Source organism: Stenotrophomonas sp. TD3 (assembly GCF_001939825.1).
Taxonomy (GTDB): domain Bacteria; phylum Pseudomonadota; class Gammaproteobacteria; order Xanthomonadales; family Xanthomonadaceae; genus Stenotrophomonas.
Window position 1 is genome coordinate 2189594 of sequence record NZ_MOYM01000001.1, and the last position, 21754, is coordinate 2211347.

At 66.5% G+C, this 21754-nt stretch carries 17 protein-coding genes and 1 riboswitch; of the genes, 11 read left to right on the top strand and 6 right to left on the bottom strand.

The window, feature by feature from the left end; all coding sequences use genetic code 11:
• The first annotated feature begins 91 nt into the window (after positions 1-91).
• The 5 genes from BKE09_RS10265 to pnuC all read left to right on the top strand — a co-directional run bounded on the left by BKE09_RS10265 (position 92) and on the right by pnuC (position 7040).
• A complete protein-coding gene (locus tag BKE09_RS10265) occupies positions 92-2086 on the top strand; it encodes a peptidoglycan-binding protein (protein WP_075676681.1) in 1995 nt (664 codons plus the stop codon).
• A 247-nt stretch (positions 2087-2333) separates the two neighbouring features.
• Complete coding sequence (locus BKE09_RS10270) at positions 2334-2741, top strand: glycine zipper 2TM domain-containing protein (protein WP_014035547.1); 408 nt, start codon at positions 2334-2336, stop codon at positions 2739-2741.
• 128 nt (positions 2742-2869) lie between these two features.
• Positions 2870-3994, top strand: a complete 1125-nt coding sequence (locus BKE09_RS10275; protein WP_075675671.1) for a phosphotransferase — start codon at positions 2870-2872, stop codon at positions 3992-3994.
• 109 nt (positions 3995-4103) lie between these two features.
• Positions 4104-4199: riboswitch (TPP riboswitch) on the top strand.
• Between the two features lie 70 nt (positions 4200-4269).
• Positions 4270-6459: a TonB-dependent siderophore receptor gene (locus BKE09_RS10280; protein ID WP_075675672.1), complete on the top strand. Its 2190-nt coding sequence runs from the start codon at positions 4270-4272 to the stop codon at positions 6457-6459.
• Positions 6460-6467: 8 nt separating this feature from the next.
• Positions 6468-7040, top strand: a complete 573-nt coding sequence (gene pnuC / locus BKE09_RS10285) for a nicotinamide riboside transporter PnuC (protein ID WP_075676683.1) — start codon at positions 6468-6470, stop codon at positions 7038-7040.
• A 96-nt stretch (positions 7041-7136) separates the two neighbouring features.
• On the opposite strand, the gene BKE09_RS10290 is transcribed toward pnuC, so the two are convergent.
• The 4 genes from BKE09_RS10290 to BKE09_RS10305 form a co-directional block, all read right to left on the bottom strand.
• On the bottom strand, positions 7137-7556 hold the full coding sequence (locus BKE09_RS10290; protein ID WP_075675673.1) for a hypothetical protein: 420 nt from the start codon (positions 7554-7556) through the stop codon (positions 7137-7139).
• An 86-nt stretch (positions 7557-7642) separates the two neighbouring features.
• Positions 7643-8617 carry a Dyp-type peroxidase gene (locus tag BKE09_RS10295; RefSeq protein WP_075675674.1) on the bottom strand — a complete coding sequence of 325 codons (975 nt, stop codon included), beginning with the start codon at positions 8615-8617 and terminating at the stop codon, positions 7643-7645.
• 116 nt (positions 8618-8733) lie between these two features.
• Positions 8734-9057 carry a hypothetical protein gene (locus BKE09_RS10300; protein ID WP_075675675.1) on the bottom strand — a complete coding sequence of 108 codons (324 nt, stop codon included), beginning with the start codon at positions 9055-9057 and terminating at the stop codon, positions 8734-8736.
• 188 nt (positions 9058-9245) lie between these two features.
• Positions 9246-9821: an Ax21 family protein gene (locus tag BKE09_RS10305; RefSeq protein WP_004134798.1), complete on the bottom strand. Its 576-nt coding sequence runs from the start codon at positions 9819-9821 to the stop codon at positions 9246-9248.
• 161 nt (positions 9822-9982) lie between these two features.
• Between BKE09_RS10305 and BKE09_RS10310 the strand changes: the two genes are divergently transcribed.
• The 6 genes from BKE09_RS10310 to BKE09_RS10335 all read left to right on the top strand — a co-directional run bounded on the left by BKE09_RS10310 (position 9983) and on the right by BKE09_RS10335 (position 15270).
• The gene (locus BKE09_RS10310; RefSeq protein WP_075675676.1) at positions 9983-10987 is read left to right on the top strand and encodes a DUF2268 domain-containing putative Zn-dependent protease; all 1005 of its coding nucleotides are present in this window, start codon (positions 9983-9985) and stop codon (positions 10985-10987) included.
• Between the two features lie 211 nt (positions 10988-11198).
• Positions 11199-11471, top strand: a complete 273-nt coding sequence (locus BKE09_RS10315) for a hypothetical protein (RefSeq protein WP_010487149.1) — start codon at positions 11199-11201, stop codon at positions 11469-11471.
• Positions 11472-11636: 165 nt separating this feature from the next.
• On the top strand, positions 11637-12323 hold the full coding sequence (locus tag BKE09_RS10320) for a L,D-transpeptidase (protein WP_075675677.1): 687 nt from the start codon (positions 11637-11639) through the stop codon (positions 12321-12323).
• 415 nt (positions 12324-12738) lie between these two features.
• Positions 12739-13002, top strand: a complete 264-nt coding sequence (locus tag BKE09_RS10325; protein WP_075675678.1) for a helix-turn-helix domain-containing protein — start codon at positions 12739-12741, stop codon at positions 13000-13002.
• Positions 12999-14381 carry a HipA domain-containing protein gene (locus tag BKE09_RS10330; RefSeq protein WP_083663080.1) on the top strand — a complete coding sequence of 461 codons (1383 nt, stop codon included), beginning with the start codon at positions 12999-13001 and terminating at the stop codon, positions 14379-14381. Before BKE09_RS10325 ends, BKE09_RS10330 begins: the two co-directional genes overlap by 4 nt.
• A gap of 514 nt (positions 14382-14895) precedes the next feature.
• Positions 14896-15270 (top strand): hypothetical protein, encoded by a 375-nt coding sequence (locus BKE09_RS10335; protein WP_075675679.1) that lies wholly within the window; start codon positions 14896-14898, stop codon positions 15268-15270.
• Between the two features lie 60 nt (positions 15271-15330).
• On the opposite strand, the gene BKE09_RS10340 is transcribed toward BKE09_RS10335, so the two are convergent.
• Positions 15331-15996, bottom strand: coding sequence for a hypothetical protein (locus tag BKE09_RS10340; RefSeq protein ID WP_075675680.1), 666 nt, complete (start codon positions 15994-15996; stop codon positions 15331-15333).
• A gap of 133 nt (positions 15997-16129) precedes the next feature.
• Positions 16130-21727 (bottom strand): putative Ig domain-containing protein, encoded by a 5598-nt coding sequence (locus BKE09_RS10345; RefSeq protein ID WP_075675681.1) that lies wholly within the window; start codon positions 21725-21727, stop codon positions 16130-16132.
• Positions 21728-21754 lie beyond the last annotated feature (27 nt).

Consider the following 21754-nt stretch of genomic DNA (forward strand, 5'->3'; position numbering starts at 1 on the left):
TTACCAGTTGACCGACATGTTCTTGACTCACGGATGAGTCCGGTTGGCGATTCGCGGCATCGGCCGCTCCATCAACCCCGAGGAAAACGTCATGGCACAGCATGACTACAGCAAAAAGGAAGTCCTGGACATCGTCGAGCAGGTCGCCAGGAAGAAGGACATTCCGGTCGATGACTTCATGCGCTTCGCGCACATCGAGACCGGCGGCACCTTCAACGAGCGCGCCCACAACACCTCGACCGGCGCCAAAGGCCTGTTCCAGTTCGTGCCCGGCTCGGCCCGCCAGTACCACCTGACCGGCCACGAATTCGACCCGACCCGCAACACCGAAGCCGCCGCGCAGATGTACCAGGACAACCTGGGCTCGATGGCGCGCCGCAATGAGCGCACCGGGCACCCGTACCTGTCCGGCGGCGACACGCCGACCGGCCTGGACCTGTACCTGGCCCACCAGCAGGGCAGCGCCGGCTACGGCTCGGTGCAGACCGCGATCGCCACCGGCACCTTCGGCGTGGTCCGCAACGGCCATGGCGAAGAGATCAACATGCGCCGCAACGTGCTCAACCAGATCGGCTCCGATGCCAAGGCCCTGACCGGCCACACCCTGGCCGAAATGCGTGGCATGAACGACGGCGACCTGGCGCGGACCTTCTCCAGCTACTACATCCACAAGTACGCGGCGATCAGCATCCCGGAAAAGCACATCGAACCGCAGGCGGTGGCACCGGGCCAGACCCAGACCCAGGCTCCGGCCACCCCAGCGCAGACCGCTGCAGTCGGCGCCGCCGCAGCCACGCTGGCGGCGACCGCAACGGCTGCCGCCACGCCGAAGCCGGGCATCGAACTGCACGCCGCCTACGACGCCGGCGTGAAGTACGACGATGTGAAGTACGCCATCAACATCCCGGGCCACGCGCTGTACGTGCCGGGCAAGACCGGCAAGAACGTGGACCAGGGCTACATCGATTGCTCCGGCTGGGTCGGCACCCTGCAGAACCGGACCATGGACGAGATCAACCAGAAGGCCGGGCACGCTGTCTTCAGCAAGGCCGACCGCATCGACCTGGGCAACCTCGGTTCCGGCGGCATCGTGCACAAGGCCGTCGAACAGTCCGGCGTACTGCTCGAGCGCGACGCCATCCTCAAGCCCGGTGCGCTGAAGGAAGGCATGGTCATCGGCCTGGATACGGCCAGGACCCGCCACGAGCACTGGAATGGCATCGACCACATCGTGATGGTGGTGCGCGACCCGAACACCGACAAACTGCTGATCAGCCAGTCCACCGGCAGCAAGGGCGTGCACACCATGCCGGTGGAGGACTACCTCAAGCAGGTAAAGGACCACCCGAACTGGAAGCTGTTCGCGTCGGACCCGTTGTCCAAGGCGCGCGACCTGCTGGAGAACCGCACCCAATCGCACGAGCAGACCCAGGGCAAGGCGGCCGCCGAGCACAAGGCCGCCGCCACCCCGCACGCCGAGCTGTACAAGCCGGGCGCGCACAGCGAGGGCGTGCGCAAGGTGCAGGAGCAGCTGGGCCACCTCGGCTATGCCGGGGCCGACGGCAAGCCGCTGGTCGAGGACGGCCGCTTCGGCCGCAATACCGAAGCGGCGGTGCGCCGGCTGCAGAAGGACAACGGGCTGGTCGCCGACGGCATCGTCGGTGCGAAGACGCTGGATGCGATCAAGGAGGCCCGCGAGCGCCCGCTGCTGAACGACGAGCGGCACCCGCGCAATCCGATGTACCTGCAGGCCACCGAAGGCCTGGAGCGGATGCCGGCGGGCACCTTCAAGGACCGCCACGCGCTGGAAAGCGCCGCAGCGGCGTTGACCAGGGAGGCGCATGCCGCCGGCCTGCAGCGCATCGACGCGGTGGTGCCCAGCCCGAACGGTGAGCGCCTGTTCGCCGTGCAGGGCACGATCGGTGACCCGGCGGCCAGTCGCGTTGCGGTGGAAACCCGCACCGCCAGCGAACAGAGCATGGCGCTCAGCAGTGGCGCGGTGCACGGCGCGCCGAACGTGCTGCACCAGCAGCAGGACGCGCAGCAGGAACAGACCCGCCAGGCACAGAAGGCCATGGGCATCTGAGCCCGCAGCGCCTTGCAGACCGGGAGGGGCCGCGCCATGCGCGGCCCTTTCCCTTTCTGCCAGCTGAGCGGCCGAGGCCGCTTTCAGGCTTGCTTCATGCCGCCTGCCGCTAGATGAATGCGCAAGCCGCCCGGTAGGCCAGGCAATGTTCCGGCAATGTTGGAACGCCAGCGTGGTCTCCACGGCAGCCGGGGCGCCCCGCGCCCTCCCTGCCCAACGTGGCATGCACCTCACAGGAGAACCGAACATGCTCAGTACTTCCACACTCAGCTTCCGTGGTCTGGCGATGGCTCTGGCACTGGTTGCCGGTGTCGCCGTGGTCAGCGATGCCAGCGCGATGTCGAGGAAGGACAAGCGCACCCTGGTCGGCGCCGTGGTCGGTGGCGTGGCCGGCAACCTGCTCTCCAACGGTGATCCTGCGGCCACCGTCGGCGGTGCCGTGGCCGGCGGCGCGATCGGCAACCTGACCACGTCCGACCGCCGCGACCGTCGCTATTACGACAACCGCTACTACGACAACCGCTACGATCGCCGTTACGACCGTGGCTACTACCGCAGCGGCTATTACGACCGTGGCGATGACCGCCGCTGGCAGCGTGAGCGCTACTACGACAACCGCTACTACAACGACCGCGGCCGCCATCGCGGCTGGTAAGCGGCACGGCGGCATGACCCATGCCGATACGGAGACGGGCGGGTCGATGACCCGCCCGTTTGCGTTGGCCGCGCGCATGGCGTTGAATGCGCAGCCTTGAATGTGACTTTCCCCTCTCGGGCTGCGGCATGACGTCTTCCTCCCACCGCGTGCAGGGCCTCAACAACGACGAGGTCGCTGCCGACTGGCCACCGATCAGCGCGGCGGACATCGCGTGGCTGCGCCAGCGCTACCCGCAGCTGGACAGCGGCAGCCAACCGCGCTGGCACAGCCCGCGGCCGCTTTCGGCCGCCGCCATTGTCGACGGCACGCGCGGCGCGGTGTTCATCAAGCGCCATCACCACAGCGTGCGCAGCGCGGCCTGCCTGGAAGAAGAGCATCGCTTCATCGCCCATCTCGCCGCCGCCGGCGTGCCGGTGGTGCAGGTGCTGCCGGCGACCGATGGCCGCACTGCGGTCGAACACGGCGAATGGACGTTTGAACTACACGCCGTCGGCGTGGGCGAGGACCTGTACCGCGACGCGGTGTCGTGGTCGCTGCTGACCGATGTCGCGCAGGCCCGCGAAGCCGGGTGCGCACTCGCACAGCTGCACCGTGCCGCCGCCAGCTACCACGCGCCCCAGCGCAGCACCCATCTGCTGGTCGCGCGCGACGACCTGATTCGCGCCGACGATCCGATCGCAGCGATCAAGGCGGAACTGCACGAGCGCCCCGGCCTGGCCCGCTATCTCGCGCGCATCCCATGGGAAGCACAGCTGCAGCGCGACGTGCTGCCGTGGCACACGGGCCTGGCCGAGCGCCTGCGCGACGAGCCACGGCTGTGGGCGCACAACGATTGGCATGTCTCCAACCTGCTGTGGCGCGACGGGCAGGTCAGCACCGTGCTGGATTTCGGCCTGGCCTCGCCCACCAGCGCCCTGTTCGACCTTGCCACCGCGATCGAGCGCAACGCCGTAGCGTGGCTGGAACTGGAGCGCGGCATGGAGTCAGTGCGCTTCGACATCGCACTGGCGTTGCTCGACGGCTACCGCGAGGTGCTGCCGCTGTCGGCGGCACGCGTGCACCTGCTGGCCGACCTGCTCCCGATGGTGCATTTCGACTTCGCACTGTCCGAAGTGGAGTACTTCAAAGGTGTCACCGGCTCGACCGCGAACGCGGATGTGGCCTGGCAGCCATTCATGCTGGGCCATCCAATGTGGTTCCACAGCACGCCCGGAAAGGCACTGCTGCAGGCCCTGCACGCCGCCGCGTGACCCGGTTGGCGCACCGTCGGGGTCAGATCCCTTTCCTACGGGAAGGGATCTGACCCCGCAGCCTGAAGGGCACCGGCTCGCAAATCCGTACCATTTGTAGTGAAATGGTCACCTGAAGCGGGGGTGCCTGGATCTGCCAGGCTGAGAGAGTCCCTTGGAACCTGATCCGGTTTGCACCGGCGTAGGGAGCTTTGAGCCGCAGCCGCACCCCCGTCATGGGCCGGTGCACCTGCGCGCCGTCGCTTCGTCTCCCTTGTTGTCCGAAGACGAACCGAATGAACCGCTGCCTGCGCCCCACCCTGCTCTCCCTCGCCCTCTGCGCCGCGTTGCCGCTGCAAGCCAGCGAGGCCGATGCTGCCCCCGATGCGGCTGCCACCGGCGCCGAACGCTCGCCGACCGAACTGGCGGCAGTGCGCGTGGAGGCTGGCAAACCGAAGGCCGATACCACGCGCGTGAACGCCTTCGGTGGCGGCAGCTGGAAGGACACGCCGGCGTCAGTGAACGTGCTCGAGCGCGATTACCTTGATCGCCGCCAGGTGCGTTCGCTATCCGAGCTGGCCAGCAACGACGCCTCGCTGGGGGATGCCTATGCACCGGTGGGCTACTACCAGAACATCGCCATCCGTGGCTTCGCACTGGACGCCGCCACCGGCTACCGCTTCAACGGCCTGTCCATCGCCGGCGAACAGCGCCTGGCGCTGGAAAACGTGCAGTCGGTGGAGATCCTCAAGGGTGAAGCCGGCCAGGCCGCAGGCGTGATGGCACCGGGCGGGATCATCAATTACATCGGCAAGCGCCCGGCCGAAGTACGCACCGCCACGCTCGGCACCGATTCGGAAGGCTCGCGCTACGTCGCCGTCGATGTCGGCCACTGGATCACCCCGCGCTTCGGCCTGCGCCTGAATGCCGCATGGGATTCCAGCAATTCCTATGTCGAGCACGCCGATGGCCGCCGCAATTTCTATTCGCTGGCCGCCGACTGGCTGATCGGCGAGCGCGGCAAGCTGGAGGTGGATGCCAACTACCAGACCAGCTCGCAGCGATCGGTGTCCGGCTACCAGCTGCTGGGCGCGCGTGACCTGCCGCGCGGCGTCGACCGCGAGCACCTGCTCGGCTACCAGCCGTGGCAGCGCCCGGTGGATATCGCCAGCACCAACATCACCGCGCTGCACACCTACGACTTCAACGATGCCTGGCAGTCGCGCGTCTCGGTCGGCCACAGCCGCTCGGTGATCGATGACAACGTCGCCTTCGCCTACGGTTGCTACTACGCCGCGCAGTGCGCCGATGGCAGCGTGCCGGGCAACTACTTCGCACCCAATGGCGACTACGACGTCTACGACTACCGCAGCCCGGACGACACACGCCGCAACCAGCAGGCCCGTGCCGAGCTGCGCGGCCGCTTCGAGACCGGCAACGTCGGCCACCAGCTGACCCTCGGCGCCGACTACTTCCGCCGTACCGTGGACAAGCGCCCGAGCGTCAACGAGTACGTCGGCACCAGCAACATCCACGACGCGCAGGTGCCGGTGTTCGAGCCGTCGCCGAAGATGCCCGGCCCCTCCGCACGCCGCCTGGACAGCCGCCAGACCGCGTTCTTCGCGCTGGACCGGATGAGCTTCGGCGATGACTGGCAGTGGCTGGCCGGTGGCCGCTTCGTACGTCTGGACGAGCGTGCCTACGACAAGCGTGGCGTCCCGCAGCGGCACAGCCGCCTGTCGCGGTTCCTGCCGCAGACCGCGGTGGTGTGGAAGGCCACCGACCAGCTCAACGCCTATGCCAGCTATATGCGCGGCATTTCGCTGGGCCAGGAAGCGCCGTTCTGGACCAGCAATGCCGACACCTTCCTGCCGTCGGTGCAGTCGCGGCAGCTGGAAGTAGGCGTGAAGTTCGTGCCGGTCGAGGCGCTGACGCTGGGCGCAGCCGTGTTCCGCATCTCGCAGCCATACCAGTACGCCAAGCCCGACAGCAGCGACGTCGGTTACACCTTCGTCGAGGAAGGCACCCAAACCCACACCGGCTTGGAGCTGACCGCCAACGGCCAGCTGACCGACGCGCTGCAGATCGTGGCCAGCGCCAGCGTGCTGCAGGCGCGCGCGCGCGACACCGGCACGCCGGCCTATGAAGGCCATCAGCTGGTGAACTTGCCGAAGGTGCGCGCCAGCGTGCATGTGGCCTATGCACTGCCGTTCGTGCAGGGCCTGGACGTGACCGGCGGCTGGCGCTATGCCGGTGCCAACGTGGCACGCGCCGATGGTGGCGTACGCGCACCAGACTACTCGGTGTTCGATGCTGGCCTGCGCTTCCAGCATCGCCTGCACGAGCGTGCGGTGACCTGGAACCTGTCGGTGGACAACGTGTTCAACCGCTTCTACTGGCGCGATACCGGCAGCAGCGGTGGTGACTACTACCTGTTCCCCGGCGCACCGCGACAGGCCCGCCTGTCGGTGACGTTCGCGCTGTGAGCGGCGTGATGCTGGAGTGGACCGCCGCGCTGTGCAGCATCCTCGGCGTCTGGCTGATGGCCCGGCGTCGGTTGTCTGCGTGGCCGGTGGGCCTGCTGTCGGTGACGCTGTACGGGCTGGTGTTCGCCGAGGCCAAGCTGTACTCGGACACGCTGTTGCAGGTGATCTTCGGCGGCTTCCTGGTCTATGGCTGGATCAACTGGCGGCAGCATGCCGCCGATGAGGGCAGCATCCGCATCGTGCCATTGGCGCGCGGCAAGCTGCTGCGCGATCTGGCCATCGGCGTGTGCGGTGGCGTGGCGCTGGGCGCGGCCATGCACAGCTTCACCGACGCTGCCCTGCCGTGGTTGGATGCGCTGCTGGCCGGTCTGAGCTTGGTCGGGCAATGGTGGCAGGCACGCCGCCACGTGGCCTGCTGGTGGGTGTGGATCGCGGTGGACGTGGTCTACGTGGGTGCGTACCTGTTCAAGTCGCTGCACGTGACCGCCGCGCTGTACGTGTTCTTCCTCGGCCTGGCCGTGTTCGGCCTGCGCGCATGGAGCGCAGCCGCGCGCGAGCCGCAGGGTGCACCTGTGCGTTGATGCGGAGGGCCAGGCTGTGCGCTGGCCATCCACAGTAGAGCCACGCCATGCGTGGCTGGGGGGTCACCGGTAGGCGCATCCACGCATGGCTTGGCTCTACTTCGGCTCCAGCACCAGGCCCAGCCGCAGCGGCTGGCGCATGTCGGCCGGCGGAGCCGCCTGCAACGGTGCGGCCTGCAGCGTCGCGCGCAGGTCGGCATCGACCTGGGCGTCACCCAGGCTGTCGAATTCCAGTTTCGAAATGCGGCCATCCGCCGCGATCCACACGCTCACCGGCAGCGGCGTCGGCGTATCCGGGTGTGCCTGCAGCCATTCCAGCACGCGCTGCGCCTGCGGATCCTGCTCCTGCTGCAGGCGCTGCTGCAGCTGGCCACCGACGGCGGCGGCATAGGCCATCCAGTGCGCAGGGGCTTCCTGTGCGGACACTGCGGCACTGCCCAACGCCAATGCGCCGAACACTGCGGCCAGAGGCCGCCACCAGCGGCGCATGCCGGTCCTGTTCCCTGCCATGGCCATCACCTGCCTCCTGCGCTCCCATCCAGCACGTCATGGTCGGCGCCATAGATGACAGGCGGATGGCGGCCGGTGAAGGCCCGGCGCGATCAATCGCCCAGGTCGGCCAGCACCTTGCGCGAGGGCGCGAAGAAGGTCACGCCGGTGGTGGCGGTTGAGAAGTCGAGGATGCGGTCGTGCAGCGGTGCGGGATTGCCGATGAACATGCGCTCGAGCATCTTCTCGATCACCCACAGGCGGCGCGTGTAGCCGATGAAGTAGGTGCCGTACTCGCCGCGGCCCGGGTTGGCGAACGGCATGTTGTCGCGCAGGATCTCGTGTTCGCCGTCGGCGTCCTCGATGGTGCACAGGGTCTTGTGCGATTTCTGTGCATCGGCCGGCGCATCGTCCAGCTCGATGTTGTCGTGCTTGGTGCGGCCGATGATCGCTTCCTGCGCCTCGGTCTTCTGTGCGCGCCAGGCATCGAGGTTGTGCAGGTACTTCTGCACCACCACGTAGCTGCCACCTGCGTGGTCAGGATCCTCGTCACCAACAATCGTGGCTTCGGGCAGCGACAGTCCTTCCGGGTTGGCGGTGCCATCGACGAAGTCGAGCAGGTCGCGGCCATCGAAGTAGCGGAAACCGGCCACGTCATCGACCGCTTCCACCGCATCGCCGAAGGCCATCAGCAGGTTGCGCTCGAACGCCACGATCAGGTCCATGGTGCGTGCACGGATGTGGTACAGCAGGTCGCCCGGCGTGGACACGGCCGTGTGGGTCGCGCCCTTGATCTCCCGGAACGGTGCAAGCTCACGCGGCGGCGTGGTGCCCACCAGCGGCTGCCACACGCGATGGCCGATGGCCACGTTGCAGGTGAAGGTGCGCTCGATCTCGCGGATGGCGGTGTTCTTGATCAGGTCATCGGTGCTGGCCAGTACCTCGCGTGCCTTGGCGATCGACGTCTCGTCATCCTTCACCTTCAGCACCAGGAACGCCGCCGAATGGGTCAGTGGCGCGGTGATCTGCTGCGGCTCGTTGTCGAGCGTGTGGTTGACGGCGGTGATCGGTGCGGGCTGGGAGTTCACGGCGGTTCCTGCTGGCTTGAGGCGGACGCATCGCGTGGGGCGATGTGCGGGCGATCATAGCGGAACCGCCTGACCGGGGACGGAGCGGTTCTCGTTCCGCAGCCAGCACCGGAGCACTACTCCTGCGTCAACTGGAACTGCTGCGGGCCGCTCCAAGCGATGCGCAGGTACCCGCCTTCCAGCAGGCCACGCGTGCGCAGCCAGGCGAACACGTCGGCCGGACACCACTCACGCCCCGCCGAGAAGGCCACGCCCAGATCACGCAACGCACTGAACATGCGGGCCTTGGCGGCATCGTCGGCGACGCAGGCATGCAGGATTGGCAGCGTGCCCTCGAAACCAAGCGCGTACAGCGCCGGCTGTGCGGTGGCATCCACAAGCATCACCTGCACGGCGTTGCCGTCAGCCTGTTGCACGTAAGCGCGAAGAGAGGTCTTCATTCAAGATCGGCTACCCGGTGAGCTGACAGTATGCGCGCAGCAACGATTGCGGGCCCGACCCAGGCCTCAGCGTGGCGTCAGCGAGGCCACATAAAAGTGAAGCCCGGCGCGAGGCCGGGCTTCGGTTGGCGTGTGGGAGAGAGAGAGAGTCACACGCCAGCACAACACGCACTAACGACAGGCGTTTGTTACCAGGTGAAGCGCGGGCCCACGAACCACTCGCGGTCGCCGGCCTTGGCCAGCTTCACTTCGCCGCTCAGGCCCCAGTTCTGGTTGAACTTGGCAGTAGCGCCGACACGGCCGTAGAACTCGCCGTCCGGGTTGTAACCGTGCTTCTTGCTGAAATCTTCGTAGCCGGCCATCACGTAGCCTTCCACGTACGGGTTGAACGCGGTGCGCACGCCCACTTCGGTGGAGTAGCCGTTGAAGTCCAGGCCGCGCTTCTCGTCGTACTTCTGGTACGCAACACGGGCCACCAGGTCGGTGTTCGGTGCGATGCCGTAGTTGTAGCCGACACCCAGGCGCCACTGGTCGACGTCATTCTTGAACTTGTCGGTTTCCTGGGCGCTGTAGTCGCCAAAGACGTGGAAGTTCGGGTGCACCGCCACGGAACCCTTCACCTTCCAGCCATCGGCGTCGCCGCCCTTGGCATCGGTGTTCACGTAGCCGCCTTCAACGTAGTTGTACGACAGGCCATCGGTTGCCGATGCAGCGAACGGCAGGGCAGCCAGAAGACCCAGGGCGAGCAGCGAATTCTTGTTCATCGGGACACACCTTTAATTATTTTGGTTTCGTCGACCGCCTCCCGGGAGGGGGAGAGAGAGGAGGCGGTCGACAGGTGTGAATTATCCGTTAGGGGGTCTAATCAACCCTGAATATTGAACTGACTGGTGTATAAATAAGGCTGGCGTTCAGGGAACTCCACATGCCGCACGCATTCGCCGCGTCACTGCTGTTTCCGCCCCATGCGCGCCGCGCAGTGCGGGGGCTGCTGCTCGTCGTCCTGCCGATGATGCAGCTGCCAGCCAACGCGGCCGAGCGCACCCAACCTTCTGCGCGCATCGTCGTACAGACAGACGACGTCACGCGTTTCTTCAGCGTGCTGGATGCCAGTGGAGGAAAACCGAGTGCCGAAGATCTGCAGCGCGGCTATCTGGACACCGGCACGGATGCATTGCGCAGCTTCACCGATAGCCGCATCAGTTCGATGGAGCGTTTGGCCAGAACCATCCAGGACAAGCCGGCGTTGTTCGCTAGGGCGCGTACCTGTGCAGCGGCATTGCCGGCGGTCCGCGCGCGGGTTGCCGACGCACTCGATCGGCTGGGCACTCTGCTACCGGACGCGCGGTTCCCACCGGTCACCGTACTGGTCGGGCGGGGCAACAGCGGCGGCGTCACCACCGAGGATGGTGTGGTGATCGGATTGGAAACACTGTGCAACGCCGACTGGATGCAGCCCGACGTCGGCGATCGTTTCGTGCACCTGATCGCCCATGAGTACGTGCACGTGCAACAGCCCGGTGCGAGCGTCGATGTCGCGCAGCCCACCCTGCTCTATCAGACGTTGCTTGAAGGCGGCGCCGAGTACGTGGGCGAGCTGATCTCAGGGGAACCGGCCAACGCGCATCTGCATCGTTGGGCACAGGGCCGCGAATGCACGCTCGAACGTGCGTTCATGCAGGACAGCGCAGGCACCGATCTTTCGCAGTGGTTGTACAACGGCCCTGGCGATGAAGCACGACGCGGAGATCTCGGATACTGGATCGGCTACCGCATCGCCCGCGACTATGTTTCCCGTGCGCCAGACAGGTCCAGGGCCATCGCCACGCTGCTCGATGTGCGCCCCGACACCGTCGCGACCGTGTTTGAGGCGAGTGGGTGGAAGCCTGCCTGCACCGCTGTAAATGGCGTCGAAAAGCAGTTGCTGTGACAGCGGCTTCATACTGATGAATTGGCAATCTTGAACAGGCGCAAGGCGCTCCGCCGACGCAGATCAGCTCGCCTGATCCCGCTTGTTAATGCAGGGTCAGAAGTGGGCTTCACAGTGCTTCCACGTATTCAAATTCCAGCTGAAAGCGCTTGGTAGCGGCGGGAACAAACGCCGCTATATTCCAGCTTCCCCAGACGAAGGAGGGAGTGCAATGAACCTGAACCCGCAACACATGAAGACGGCCCGCGCACTTGCTGTAGCGCTCATCGCCACCGTGAGCCTTGGCGCCTGCGCCTCATACAAGAACGAGTTTGCAACCATCAACTCGCGTCTCGATCAGCTCGACGTCAAGGTGCAGGGTGCTGCGCAGAGCGCGGAGTCCGCCAACCAGTCCGCACAGCAGGCCAATCAGCGCCTGGACCAGATCGAAGGCCGCGTCCAGCAGCTTGAAAGGGCACCTGCCGGCCGCAAGCCGCGCGGGTAATCGCTCCCTCACTGTTTGAATTGATACACCTCTGTATCGGGTGTATCGGGACCCAGTGGCCTTCGCCGGCCACTGGCATCCTTCCACAAAGATTGCATTGCAAGGAGCCGTCCCATTCGCACTTCCTCCTCCCCTGCACGCCGCGCCCTCCATGCCGCACTGGCCATGGCACTGGCTGTTGCGTGCAGCGGCGTGGCCAACGCCAGGGACAAGGACGCACCTGCACCACCGGTGGCCGCCGTTGATGAACTTCCGCCCGATCAGAGCGTGTCCGAGACAGTGATCGAGCTGGCCGGCTGGGTCGTCGCCAGCAAGGACAACCAGGGCTATCCGTTTGCGGTCATGGACAAGGCAGCGGCGCAGGTTCTGGTCTTCGGCGGCGACGGCAAGCTGCGCGGCGCAGCACCGGCGCTGTTCGGGTCGGCCATCGGCGATCACTCCGCACCAGGCGTCGCCAAGCTCGCACTGAGCGCGATTCCCGGCCACGACCGCACCACGCCTGCGGGCCGCTTCATTGGTGGCTACGGCCCCTCCGACGATGCCGGGCGCGTGCTGTGGGTGGACTACGATTCCGCAGTCTCGATGCACCCGCTGCCGCCGGGCAGCCCGAAAGAGAAGCGCGCCGCGCGGTTGGCATCGCCCACGCCGGACGACAACCGCGTCACCCACGGCTGCATCAATGTCTCACCTGCGTTCTACGAGCAGATCGTGCAGTCCACGTTCGAGAAGGGCGGTGTGTTCTACATCCTGCCGGACAAGGATTCGATTGCGAAAACGTTCCCGGAGTTCGCGCAGAGCCGGGGCGATGCAAAGGACGACGACGAGAAGGGCGCGCGGCGCGCGAGCAAGTAGCGGTCGCTTCGCGTGCGGCCCTGGTGGGTAGTGGCCGGCGTGCGACCAAGCCTGTGCCTGCGCTCCAGGCAGAGGTTCCCGGGCACGTTCCTGGCGGGCTCCACCTGGCCCCCATGCATCGCGGACGTCCCGCCGTCGTGGCGCTGCCGATGGACGGAGAAGGTATGGCACTCCGTACCACGCCAGAAAATCCTTTCAATCATGAGGATTTCTGGCGAACGGGACATCCTTGCAAAGAAATCCTACTGTTGATGAGGATTTCATGGCATCCAGATCTTTTCCATAGAAATCCTCAAGAGCGCAAGGATTCCCGGGCATCTCCAGTCCTGCGTGAAAAATCCTTACTGTAGTGAGGATTATATGATATAGACGATGGGTCGAATCCGGAGCATCAGGCTCTGCTGGGGAGTTCCCATTGAAGATCAGGCTCGAGAAGGCTGAGGCCTTGGGACCATTGGTGAGAGCCGCCCGCAAGCATCAGGGGCTGCGCCAGGATGCAACCGCCGAAGGCATCGGGGTCAGCGAGAATTTCCTGGCCAAGGTCGAACGCGGCGGTACCACGGTGCAATGGGGCAAGTTGTTCACCGTGCTTGACGAGCTGGGGCTGCATGTCGAAATCGACGTGCCGGACGAAGCCATGGCCCTTCTGACAAGGCGTGCCAGCGGGAAGGTGCCATGAGCGCCCCCCGTATCGATCTCAAGGACGTCATTGCAACGACCGTCCTGTCTGGACTGCACTATCCGCGTCCACCGCGCGAACTGCAGGTCAGCATCGATGAAGCGCCGGTGGGCCGCCTGACCGAGGCAGCAAACCTGTGGCGCTTCACGTATGCGCCGGAGTGGCTCGGCAACGCATATCGGTTTCCGCTGGCACCCGCATTGCCACTGCAGGAAGCCGCCATCGCCGATGGCTCCAGCCAGCGCCCGGTGCAGTGGTATTTCGACAACCTGCTGCCGGAAGAGCAACAACGCACGCTGATGGCAACCGATGCCAAGGTGGATGGCGCCGATGCGTTCGCCCTGCTGGCCGCCTACGGCGCGGAATCGGCTGGCTCGTTGACGCTGCTCCCGCCCGGGACGCACCTGCCCCCCGGTGGCAGGGAACCGCTGCCCGATATGGAACTCTCCACACGTATCCAGGGGCTGCCACGTACATCGCTCGCCGCCGGCGCCGCCAAGCGCATGTCACTGGCAGGTGCCCAGCACAAGCTGGCCATCATCGAGGTGGGGGAGGAACTCTACCAGCCTCTGGGCGCCGAGCCCTCGACCCACATCCTCAAGCCTGACAGCGCCAGCAGCAGTTACCCGCACAGCGTGGTCAACGAATGGTTCGTGATGCGCCTTGCACAGCGCATGGGGCTGCAGGTGCCGAAGATCGAGCGCCGCTACGTACCGGAGCCGGTCTTCATCATCGAGCGCTTTGATCGCGAAATCACCGCCGACGCCATCCACCGCCGGCACGCGATCGACGCCTGCCAGCTGCTCAACCTCGACCGGCAGTTCAAGTACGCGCTCGGCAGCATCGACACCCTGAAGGTCATCGTCGAGCAATGCCGAAGCAAGCTCAAGACGCGCGTCCGCCTGTTCGACTGGTTGATCTTCAATGTACTCACCGGCAACAACGATGCGCACCTGAAGAACCTGAGCTTCCTGGTCGACAGCAGGGGCATCGAACTGGCCCCCCACTACGACCTGCTGTCCACCGCATGTTACGAGACCCGCGCGTATGCCGACGAGGGCGCACGTTGGCCAGAACGCTCGGAACTGTCGTGGCCCATTCTCGGTGTCGCGCGCTTCCACGACCTTCGTTTCGAGCATCTGGTTTCTGCCGGTGAAGCCCTGGGTTTGGGAAGGCCAGCCGCCACCCGGCAGCTGCGCCATCAGATCGACCGCATCGCGAGCGAAGCCCAGTCGCTTTACGCAGAGGTGCTGCAGGAAAACCAGCAATGGCTGACCCGTTTCGACATCGGCCCAACCCTGGAAGGCGAGGTGCATTTCCTGAGAACACTGGTCCACGTGATCATCGCCGACATGGTGAGGCAGCTTTCACCCGCATGATGCGGGCCTGCGGCCATTCCTTCTGCTGATCCTGGCCATCCGGCGCCGCTGCCTACCGGCCGGCGCGATCGTGTCGCTTTTGCCCATTGCCGGTGCGGCGTCCGAGGGCGCCAACCACGACCGCTGTCGCATATTCCCCATGCCGATACGACCGTTGCGGCGCCTGCGTCTGCGACGGCTTAACAGCATGCAAAAATGCCAAAAGCGTCTTTGTTTCAGCGTGGAATGCAACTGATCTGATTGGCACTGGGCAGCGACCTGCGTACAGATGGCGGGCCACCGGAAAATGGGTGGCCGGGCCTCGAAAACCCGTTAGATCACGAACGTTGTTTGCGCTTGCCAGCCGGCGTCACCCCGCGTGGCGCCGGCTGGCATTCCGTCTGCCGGCTATGGCGGGCGGAGCGTGGAGGCCTTGCGCCTGCCGGTCTTGTTCGTGATCTCCCGGTTTTCGAGCCACGTCTCCGCCCGCCACCTTTGCGTGGCGGCTACCGTCTGTCCTGCACGGAGCACTGCCATGACCACACCGGACTTCCCTCGCCTGCATCCGCATCGCTCATCCGCCACTGGCGGTGGGCCGTCAGAGCACGCGGCTGCGATCGATCCGAACGCCTTCATCGCCACGCTTCACCGCATCGGCAAAGGCGCGGCCGCCGACGGCCAGCCCTGGCCAGAGCGTCACCAGATGCCGGGCCGCTGCATGGCGCTGGCCGATGCGGACTGCGCACTGGCAAGCCAGCGCGTGACGCTGGAGCTGCTGCTGGCGGCCGAACGCGTGCGCCAGAACGGCACGGAGGCCGAGTACGTGGGCGACCGGGTGATGGAAGGGCTGATCATGGCGTGCCTGGCCATGAACGCACAGGCCAGCGCACGCATGCGACCGGAAGGGTGACGCGGGCAACAACGCCCGTGGTTCCGCCGGGCAGGGCCCAGCGCCACCGCGGGCACTGCCTCACTCGCAGAGCGCGCTGTCTTCCTTCAACGCGGCATCCTGCAGTGGCTGGCGCTGTTCGATCTGCGCGCGTTGTTCCGCCGTCGGCTCACCCAGCCACCACACCCGGCAGCGTGCGGTAAGACGGCCGACCATCTTCGCCTCCGTCGGCGAATACAGCATCGCCAACGCGGTGCCGGGGCAGTCGTGGGCCTGGCAGGCGGTGTAGAACCACCACGGCTCGCCCTGCAGCACCTGCAGCTCGCCGGGCCCACTGGGCCCGCTCAACAGGCGTTGGCGCAGCGAGGGAATCTCCTTGTCGCTGGATTCGGCCGCCGCTGTGTTCTTCATCAGGGTGTTGAAGGCCGCCAGCACCTTCGGGTCCTTGCGACCGCAGTCGTCCACGGTGTTGCCGCCGACCAGGGTGAAGAAGTGGGTCGCCAGCGGATTGTCCGCGCAGGTGAGTTCGCCGCCGGCGCTCGGGTCTTCCGGTTCGCCTTCGTTGTCCCACACTGCGGGGTCCACGCCGTCTTCGACGGACGGTTCCTTCTCGACCACCGTGGCCGTGGCCGCAGGTGCTTCGGTAGTCGGCGCCGGTGCCGCCGGTGCTGCGGCCGGTGCCGGTGCCTGCCCGCAGGCGGCCAGCAATGCGACCGTCAGAGCCATCCCTGTGATTCGAATCTTCATTCCCTGTCCTGTTCCATCCAATCGAGGTCCACGGCAGGTGCGGTCAGCGCGCCTGCCGGGACTGCGATTGTACGGGTACCGGGTTGCACCGCAGCGCGCGGTGGCGGCACAACGGCCGCCACCGCGGGCACCGTCACGGCGGCAGGGTCTTCTGCACGCTGATCTGGATGCCCTGGTTGTCGCGGCTGCTGCTGTCGAACTGGCTCTGGTACTCGGCGCGCAGCGACCAGCCCTTCAGCGTCTGCAGGCCGATACCCGCACCCAGCAGCGTGTGGTTGCGCGACTGCCGGCCCAGGGTGGCGCGATAGACCGGGCCGGACATCAGGTCGGCGTAGCGCATGAAGGCCTCGCTGGAACCCTGCATGTCATGGCCGAACTCGGCGCGCAGCTGCGGCGTCCACATGCCGTAATCGCGCTTCACCAGCCACTGTGCCAGCACACCTGCGGTGGCGGTACTGGTGTTCACCGTCTGCTTCTCGTAGTCGAGCGTGTACACCGCATCGCCGCGTTCGCGGTAGCCGTCCAGCGTTGCCCGGGCCAGGTCCAGGCGCCCGTACGGGGTCAGCAGCAGGTTGTCGAGGCGATGCTGGAAACCGGTGGAGAACGAGGCGAACCACTGCGTGCCGTCGCGGCTGCCGTAGGCGGTATTGCCGTTGTCGGTGATGAAGCGGCGTGCATCGAAGGTCAGCCACTGATAGCCGAGCAGGCCATCCACATAGAACCCGCCTTCCGGATGGAAGCTGGCATAGCCGGCGATGCTGTAACCATCCACCGTGCTGCGGCTGCCATTGCGGCCGATATCCGACGCGTCGTGGCCATAGCCGATGCCCGCGCCCAGGCTCAACGACGGACCCAGCTGGCGGTCCGCACCCAGGCTGACGCCAGAGGTGGTGAAGTCGATGCCGTTGCTGCCTGCACCCGGCTTCAGCGTGCCGAAGTTCACCGCACCGCCGGTCCAGAACGCGAAGCCGTCGGCCGACGTGGTCGCAGGCGCGGTATCGCCCTGCAGCGCCGGTTCCTCGACCATCGACAGTGCCTCGCCGCTGGCGCCGATGCCCTTCTGCAGCAGCTCCGTCTGCTGCGCACGGCGCTGACTGCTGGCCGAACTGAAGGTGATGCCGTTACTGAAGCCGCCGCGACTGCCACCAGCTCGCAGGCTTTCCAGGCGCCGCTGGAAGTTGCCGATCTGGCCGATCGCCATGCGCCTCGCACCTTCGACCTGTGCGTCGAGCACGCCCAGCACTTCGGCATCACGTGAGGGATCGCTGCGCGGCTTGACCATCACATCCACCGTGCCGGGTGCCGACGTGGCGAAGGCGTTGCTCAGCGTGTAGGTGATGCGCACCGCTCCCCCGAACGTCGCCGCCGCGGTGAAGGCCAGCGTGTAGCCGGTGCCGCTGGCGGAGACGCTGGCCGTGCCCGCTTCAGCCGGCGAGACCGACACCACGCTGGCGGCGGTGAATGGTCCGCCGCGTGCGGTCGTGGTGAGATCCACGTTGACCACGGTGCCGGCAATCGCCGAAGCGGTCAGTGCCGGTGCCACCGGTCGCGGATTGACGTTGACGCTGATCCGCGCCGGTGCCGATGCACCGAACGGGTTGCTGAGCGTGTAGTCGAAATCAACCGCGCCGGAGGCATCGGCGTCGGCGCTGTAGACGATGCTGGTGCCTTGCACCACGGCGGTGCCCGACGACGGCGCACGGGTGATGGTGACCGCGGTGAACGGGCCATTGGTTGCCCCGGCGTCGGCCTGCACGGTGACCGATTGCCCGGCCAGCACGGTGGCGCTGTGCGCCGCCGCCACCGGCACCGCCAGCGGCGTGACGGTGATGCTCACCGCGGCCGCCGTGGAAGTGCCACCGGGACCGGTGGCGGTGTAGGTCAGGCTGTCGCTGCCGAAGAAGCTGGTGGCCGGGGTGTACACCACGTCCAGCCCGCTGACCACCACTGTGCCATGCGTGGGTGCCTGTGCGATCGCGATGCTGGTGATCGGCCCGGTGTCGTTGGCGGTGACGTTGACGGTCACCGCCGCGTTGGCCGGCGTACTGGCCGCATCATTGACCACCACCGGCACCGGCTGGTTGATGCCCACTGTGAATGCCTGGCTTCCGGTGAAGCCGAAGGTATCGGTCGCGGTGACGGTGAAGCTGTAGTTGCCGGCCGCCGTGGGCGTGCCACTGAGCGCACCGGCGCTGCTCAGCGCGATCCCGGGAGGCAGTGCGCCCGTGGTCAGGCTGTAGGTGAAACTGCCACTTCCGCCACCGGCGCTCACTGTCTGGCTGTAGGCCGTTGCCACCTGGCCACCGGGCAGCGTGGTCTGGATGAAGACAATGGCCGGTGCATTCACCGCCACCGTGTAGGCCTGGCTGCCGCTGAAGCCGAAACCATCGGTCGCGCGCACGGTGAAGTTGTAGCTGCCGAGGGTGGTCGGTGTGCCACTGATCACGCCCGCGCTGCTCAGCGCGATGCCCGGTGGCAGCGCACCTGCGGTCAGGCTGAAGGTGTAACCGCCGTTGCCACCGCTGGCCGTCAGTGTCTGGCTGTAGGGAGTGCTGCCCGCTGCCGCAGGCAGCGTGGCCGGCGTGATCGCGATGGTCGGCGCATTGACGGTGAAGGTGTAGGCCTGGCTGCCAGTGAAGCCGAGGCCGTCGGTGGCCGTGAGGGTAAAGGCATAGCTGCCTGTGGCGGTCGGTGTACCCGACAGGACGCCGGCACTGCTCAGGCCGATACCCGGCGGCAGCATGCCAGCGGACAGGCTGAAGGTGTAGCTGCCGTTGCCTCCACTGGCACTGACCGACTGCAGGTAGCTCACCCCACCGGTCGCGGACGGCAGCGTCGTTGGCGCCAGCGAGATCGCCGGCGCGGTAACGGTCAGCGTGTAGTTCTGGCTGCCGGTGAACGGTGCACCGGTGCCGGTACTGCTGTCGGTGGCCCTCACGATGAAGTTGAAGCTGCCTGCCACGGTCGGCGTACCCGACAACACGCCGGTGCTGGACAGCGACAGGCCTGCTGGCACTGCACCGCCCTGCACCACGTAGGTATAGCCCGGTGTGCCGCCACTGGCGGAGAAGCCGTGGCTGTAGGCGGTGCCGGCAATGGCATTGGCCAGGCTCTCCGCCGGCAGCACGACGACACCGCCAGCGACGGTGCCCGAATAGGACTGGCTGCCGGTGAATCCACCGCCGTCGGTGGCGGTGATGGTGAAGCTGAAGGCGCCCGCCTGGGTCGGCGTACCACTGAGCACGCCGGTGCTGACGTTCAACGACAGGCCTACCGGCACCACACCCGCGCTGACGGCATAGGTGAACGTGGCCGGATGACCTTCCGAAGCCACGAAAGTCTGGCTGTACGCGATGCCCACCGTCGGCGCGGGCAACGTCGCCGGCGACAGCGTGATGGTGGGTGCGGCCACCGACAGCGTGTAGCTGCCCGACACATTGAAGGGGGCGCCCGGACCACTGGAGTCATCGGTGGCGGTCACGGTGAAACTGAAGGTGCCCGTCGCGCTGGGCGTGCCCGACAAACTGCCGGTGGAGGCCAGGGTGACGCCAGGCGGCAAGGCGCCCGCGGTGATCGCGTAGCTGTACGGTGCGGTGCCATTGGCGGCAGTGAAGCTCAATCCGGTCACCGCTGCGCCGGCGGTAGCGTTGAGCACGCTGCCCGGAGTCGGCGTCAATGTCAGCGTGGGTGCGCTCACGGTGATCGCATACGCACTACTGCCGGTGTACGGGCCAGTCCCCGTGCTGCTGTCGGTGGTGGTAAGCGTGAAGTTGTAGGTACCGCCTGTAGTGGGCGTACCGCTGATCACGCCGCCGCTCGACAGGCTCAGGCCCGGCGGCAGGGACCCGGCGGTGACCGCGTAGCTGTAGCCAACGGTGCCGCCGGAAGCGGTCACGGTCTGCGAGTAGGCCGCGGCCACGGTGGCATTGGGCAGCGAGCTTGGCGCGATCGCGATCGTCGGCGCGTTCACGGTCAGCGCCAGCGACGCGCTGGTCGCGCTGAAGGGGCCGGTGCCACCGCTGCTGTCGGTGGCGGTCACCGTGAAATTGAAAGTACCGCCGGCCGTCGGCGTGCCCGCCAGGCTGCCGTTGCTGGCCAGCGTGATGCCGGCCGGCAGGCTGCCCGAGGTGATCGCATAGCTGTAGGGCGCGGTGCCGCCTGCTGCACTGGCCAGCGAGCCACTGTATGCCGTGCCGACCGTTGCGGCAGCCGGGCTGCCCGGTGCATAGGTGAGGGTCGCGGCGGCGATGTTCAGTGTCAGCGTGCCGCTGGTGGCGCTGAACGGGCCGGTTCCGGTGCTGCTGTCAGTGGCGCGTACGGTGAAACTGAAGCTGCCGTTGGCGGTCGGCGTGCCGGACAGGATGCCGTTGCCCGCCAGGGTCAATCCAGGCGGCAGGCTGCCCGAGTTGAGCGTGTAGTTGTACGGTATGGCGCCGCCGCTGGCCCCGGCCAGTGACTGGCCGTACGCCACGCCGACGGTTCCTGCGGAGGGCGTGACGGGTGCGTAGATGACGGTCGTTGGCGAGACGGTGATCGTTGCGGTCGCCGGCGCCGATGTGCCGCCGGCATTGGTGGCGGTATAGGTGAAGCTGTCCGGCCCGGCATAGCCCGGCGTGGGGGTGTAGGTGATCGAGGTTCCCGAGGCGGTTGCAGTGCCATGCGCGGCCTGCGTACCGACCGCTACCGACGCCGGGACGCCAGCGGTGATGTTCAAGGTGATGGGATTGCTGGTACTGCCATAGGCAACCGTCGCACTGACCGGATTGGCGACCGGCGGCACCACGTTCTGGACGTTGATCGACAGGCTGGTCGCCGAGAAGAAAGGCGTGGGCGTGCTGCTGTCGGTGACGCGCACGCTGAAGTTCGTCACCCCCAGTGCGGTGGGCGTACCCGTGATGGCCCCGTTGCTGGCCAGCACCAGCCCGGTCGGCAAAGTGGTACCGGCGTCGAGCGCAAAGCTGTAGGGGCCATTGCCACCACTTGCGGTCAGCGTGAAGGAATACGGCGTATTGATGGCTGCTGCGGAAGGCACATTGGTGACCGTGATGGTCGGCGCGGCAACGCTGATCGAGTAGCTCGCCGTGCCCGTCAACGGTGTGCCGGCACCGTCGGTGGCGGTAACCGAGAACGCGAACGTCCCCTGCGTGGTCGGCGTGCCGGACAGGAGGCCTGTGCCACTCAACGTCATTCCGGCCGGCAGTGCACCGGAAGTGACGGCATAACTGTAGGGTGCGGTACCACCGCTGGCGCTGAGCGTGACACCTGCATAGGACACTCCCACCGTTGCGCTGGGCACGGTGGCCGGCGAAATCGTGATCGGCGAGGCCGCTGCCTGGATGTACACGGTGACCTGCACATTGTGCGAGCCGGTGCCATCATCAAAGGCGAAGGTGTCGGTCGTCGATCCGTTGCCACTGTGGGCATAGGAGATTTTCGAGGCCGCATGGCTGGCGATGGTGGCGGTACCGTTGCTGGCCGGCGTGGTCACATTGCCGATGCCGAAACCGGCTACGCCCTGGCAGCTCGAGGCGTCGATGGTAATGGTGCTGCCGGCGGCCATCGGTGAGCCTGCGCTGGCATTGGCCGGCGTGAAAACCGAGCATGCTGCATGTGAAATTCCGGGCAGCGCGAGTGTGGCGCCCAGCAGCAGGATTGCCCCAAGGCGGCCCCAAAAACGACGGCCGAGCCCATAGCGCATCGCGTCGCGATGCATCGACTCTGCGTGCCACATGTTTTGCCCCCTGCTTGCCCGGCTTCC

Bases quoted from the DNA above. Each gene is read 5' to 3' on its own strand.
- BKE09_RS10305 (WP_004134798.1), bottom strand. From the start codon at position 9,821: ATGAACAAGAATTCGCTGCTCGCCCTGGGTCTTCTGGCTGCCCTGCCG.
- BKE09_RS10345 (WP_075675681.1), bottom strand. From the start codon at position 21,727: ATGTGGCACGCAGAGTCGATGCATCGCGACGCGATGCGCTATGGGCTC.
- BKE09_RS10315 (WP_010487149.1), top strand. From the start codon at position 11,199: ATGAACCTGAACCCGCAACACATGAAGACGGCCCGCGCACTTGCTGTA.
- BKE09_RS10330 (WP_083663080.1), top strand. From the start codon at position 12,999: ATGAGCGCCCCCCGTATCGATCTCAAGGACGTCATTGCAACGACCGTC.
- BKE09_RS10310 (WP_075675676.1), top strand. From the start codon at position 9,983: ATGCCGCACGCATTCGCCGCGTCACTGCTGTTTCCGCCCCATGCGCGC.
- BKE09_RS10275 (WP_075675671.1), top strand. From the start codon at position 2,870: ATGACGTCTTCCTCCCACCGCGTGCAGGGCCTCAACAACGACGAGGTC.
- BKE09_RS10270 (WP_014035547.1), top strand. From the start codon at position 2,334: ATGCTCAGTACTTCCACACTCAGCTTCCGTGGTCTGGCGATGGCTCTG.
- BKE09_RS10280 (WP_075675672.1), top strand. From the start codon at position 4,270: ATGAACCGCTGCCTGCGCCCCACCCTGCTCTCCCTCGCCCTCTGCGCC.
- BKE09_RS10265 (WP_075676681.1), top strand. From the start codon at position 92: ATGGCACAGCATGACTACAGCAAAAAGGAAGTCCTGGACATCGTCGAG.
- BKE09_RS10320 (WP_075675677.1), top strand. From the start codon at position 11,637: ATGGCACTGGCTGTTGCGTGCAGCGGCGTGGCCAACGCCAGGGACAAG.
- BKE09_RS10300 (WP_075675675.1), bottom strand. From the start codon at position 9,057: ATGAAGACCTCTCTTCGCGCTTACGTGCAACAGGCTGACGGCAACGCC.
- BKE09_RS10335 (WP_075675679.1), top strand. From the start codon at position 14,896: ATGACCACACCGGACTTCCCTCGCCTGCATCCGCATCGCTCATCCGCC.
- BKE09_RS10290 (WP_075675673.1), bottom strand. From the start codon at position 7,556: ATGGCCATGGCAGGGAACAGGACCGGCATGCGCCGCTGGTGGCGGCCT.
- pnuC (WP_075676683.1), top strand. From the start codon at position 6,468: ATGCTGGAGTGGACCGCCGCGCTGTGCAGCATCCTCGGCGTCTGGCTG.
- BKE09_RS10340 (WP_075675680.1), bottom strand. From the start codon at position 15,996: ATGAAGATTCGAATCACAGGGATGGCTCTGACGGTCGCATTGCTGGCC.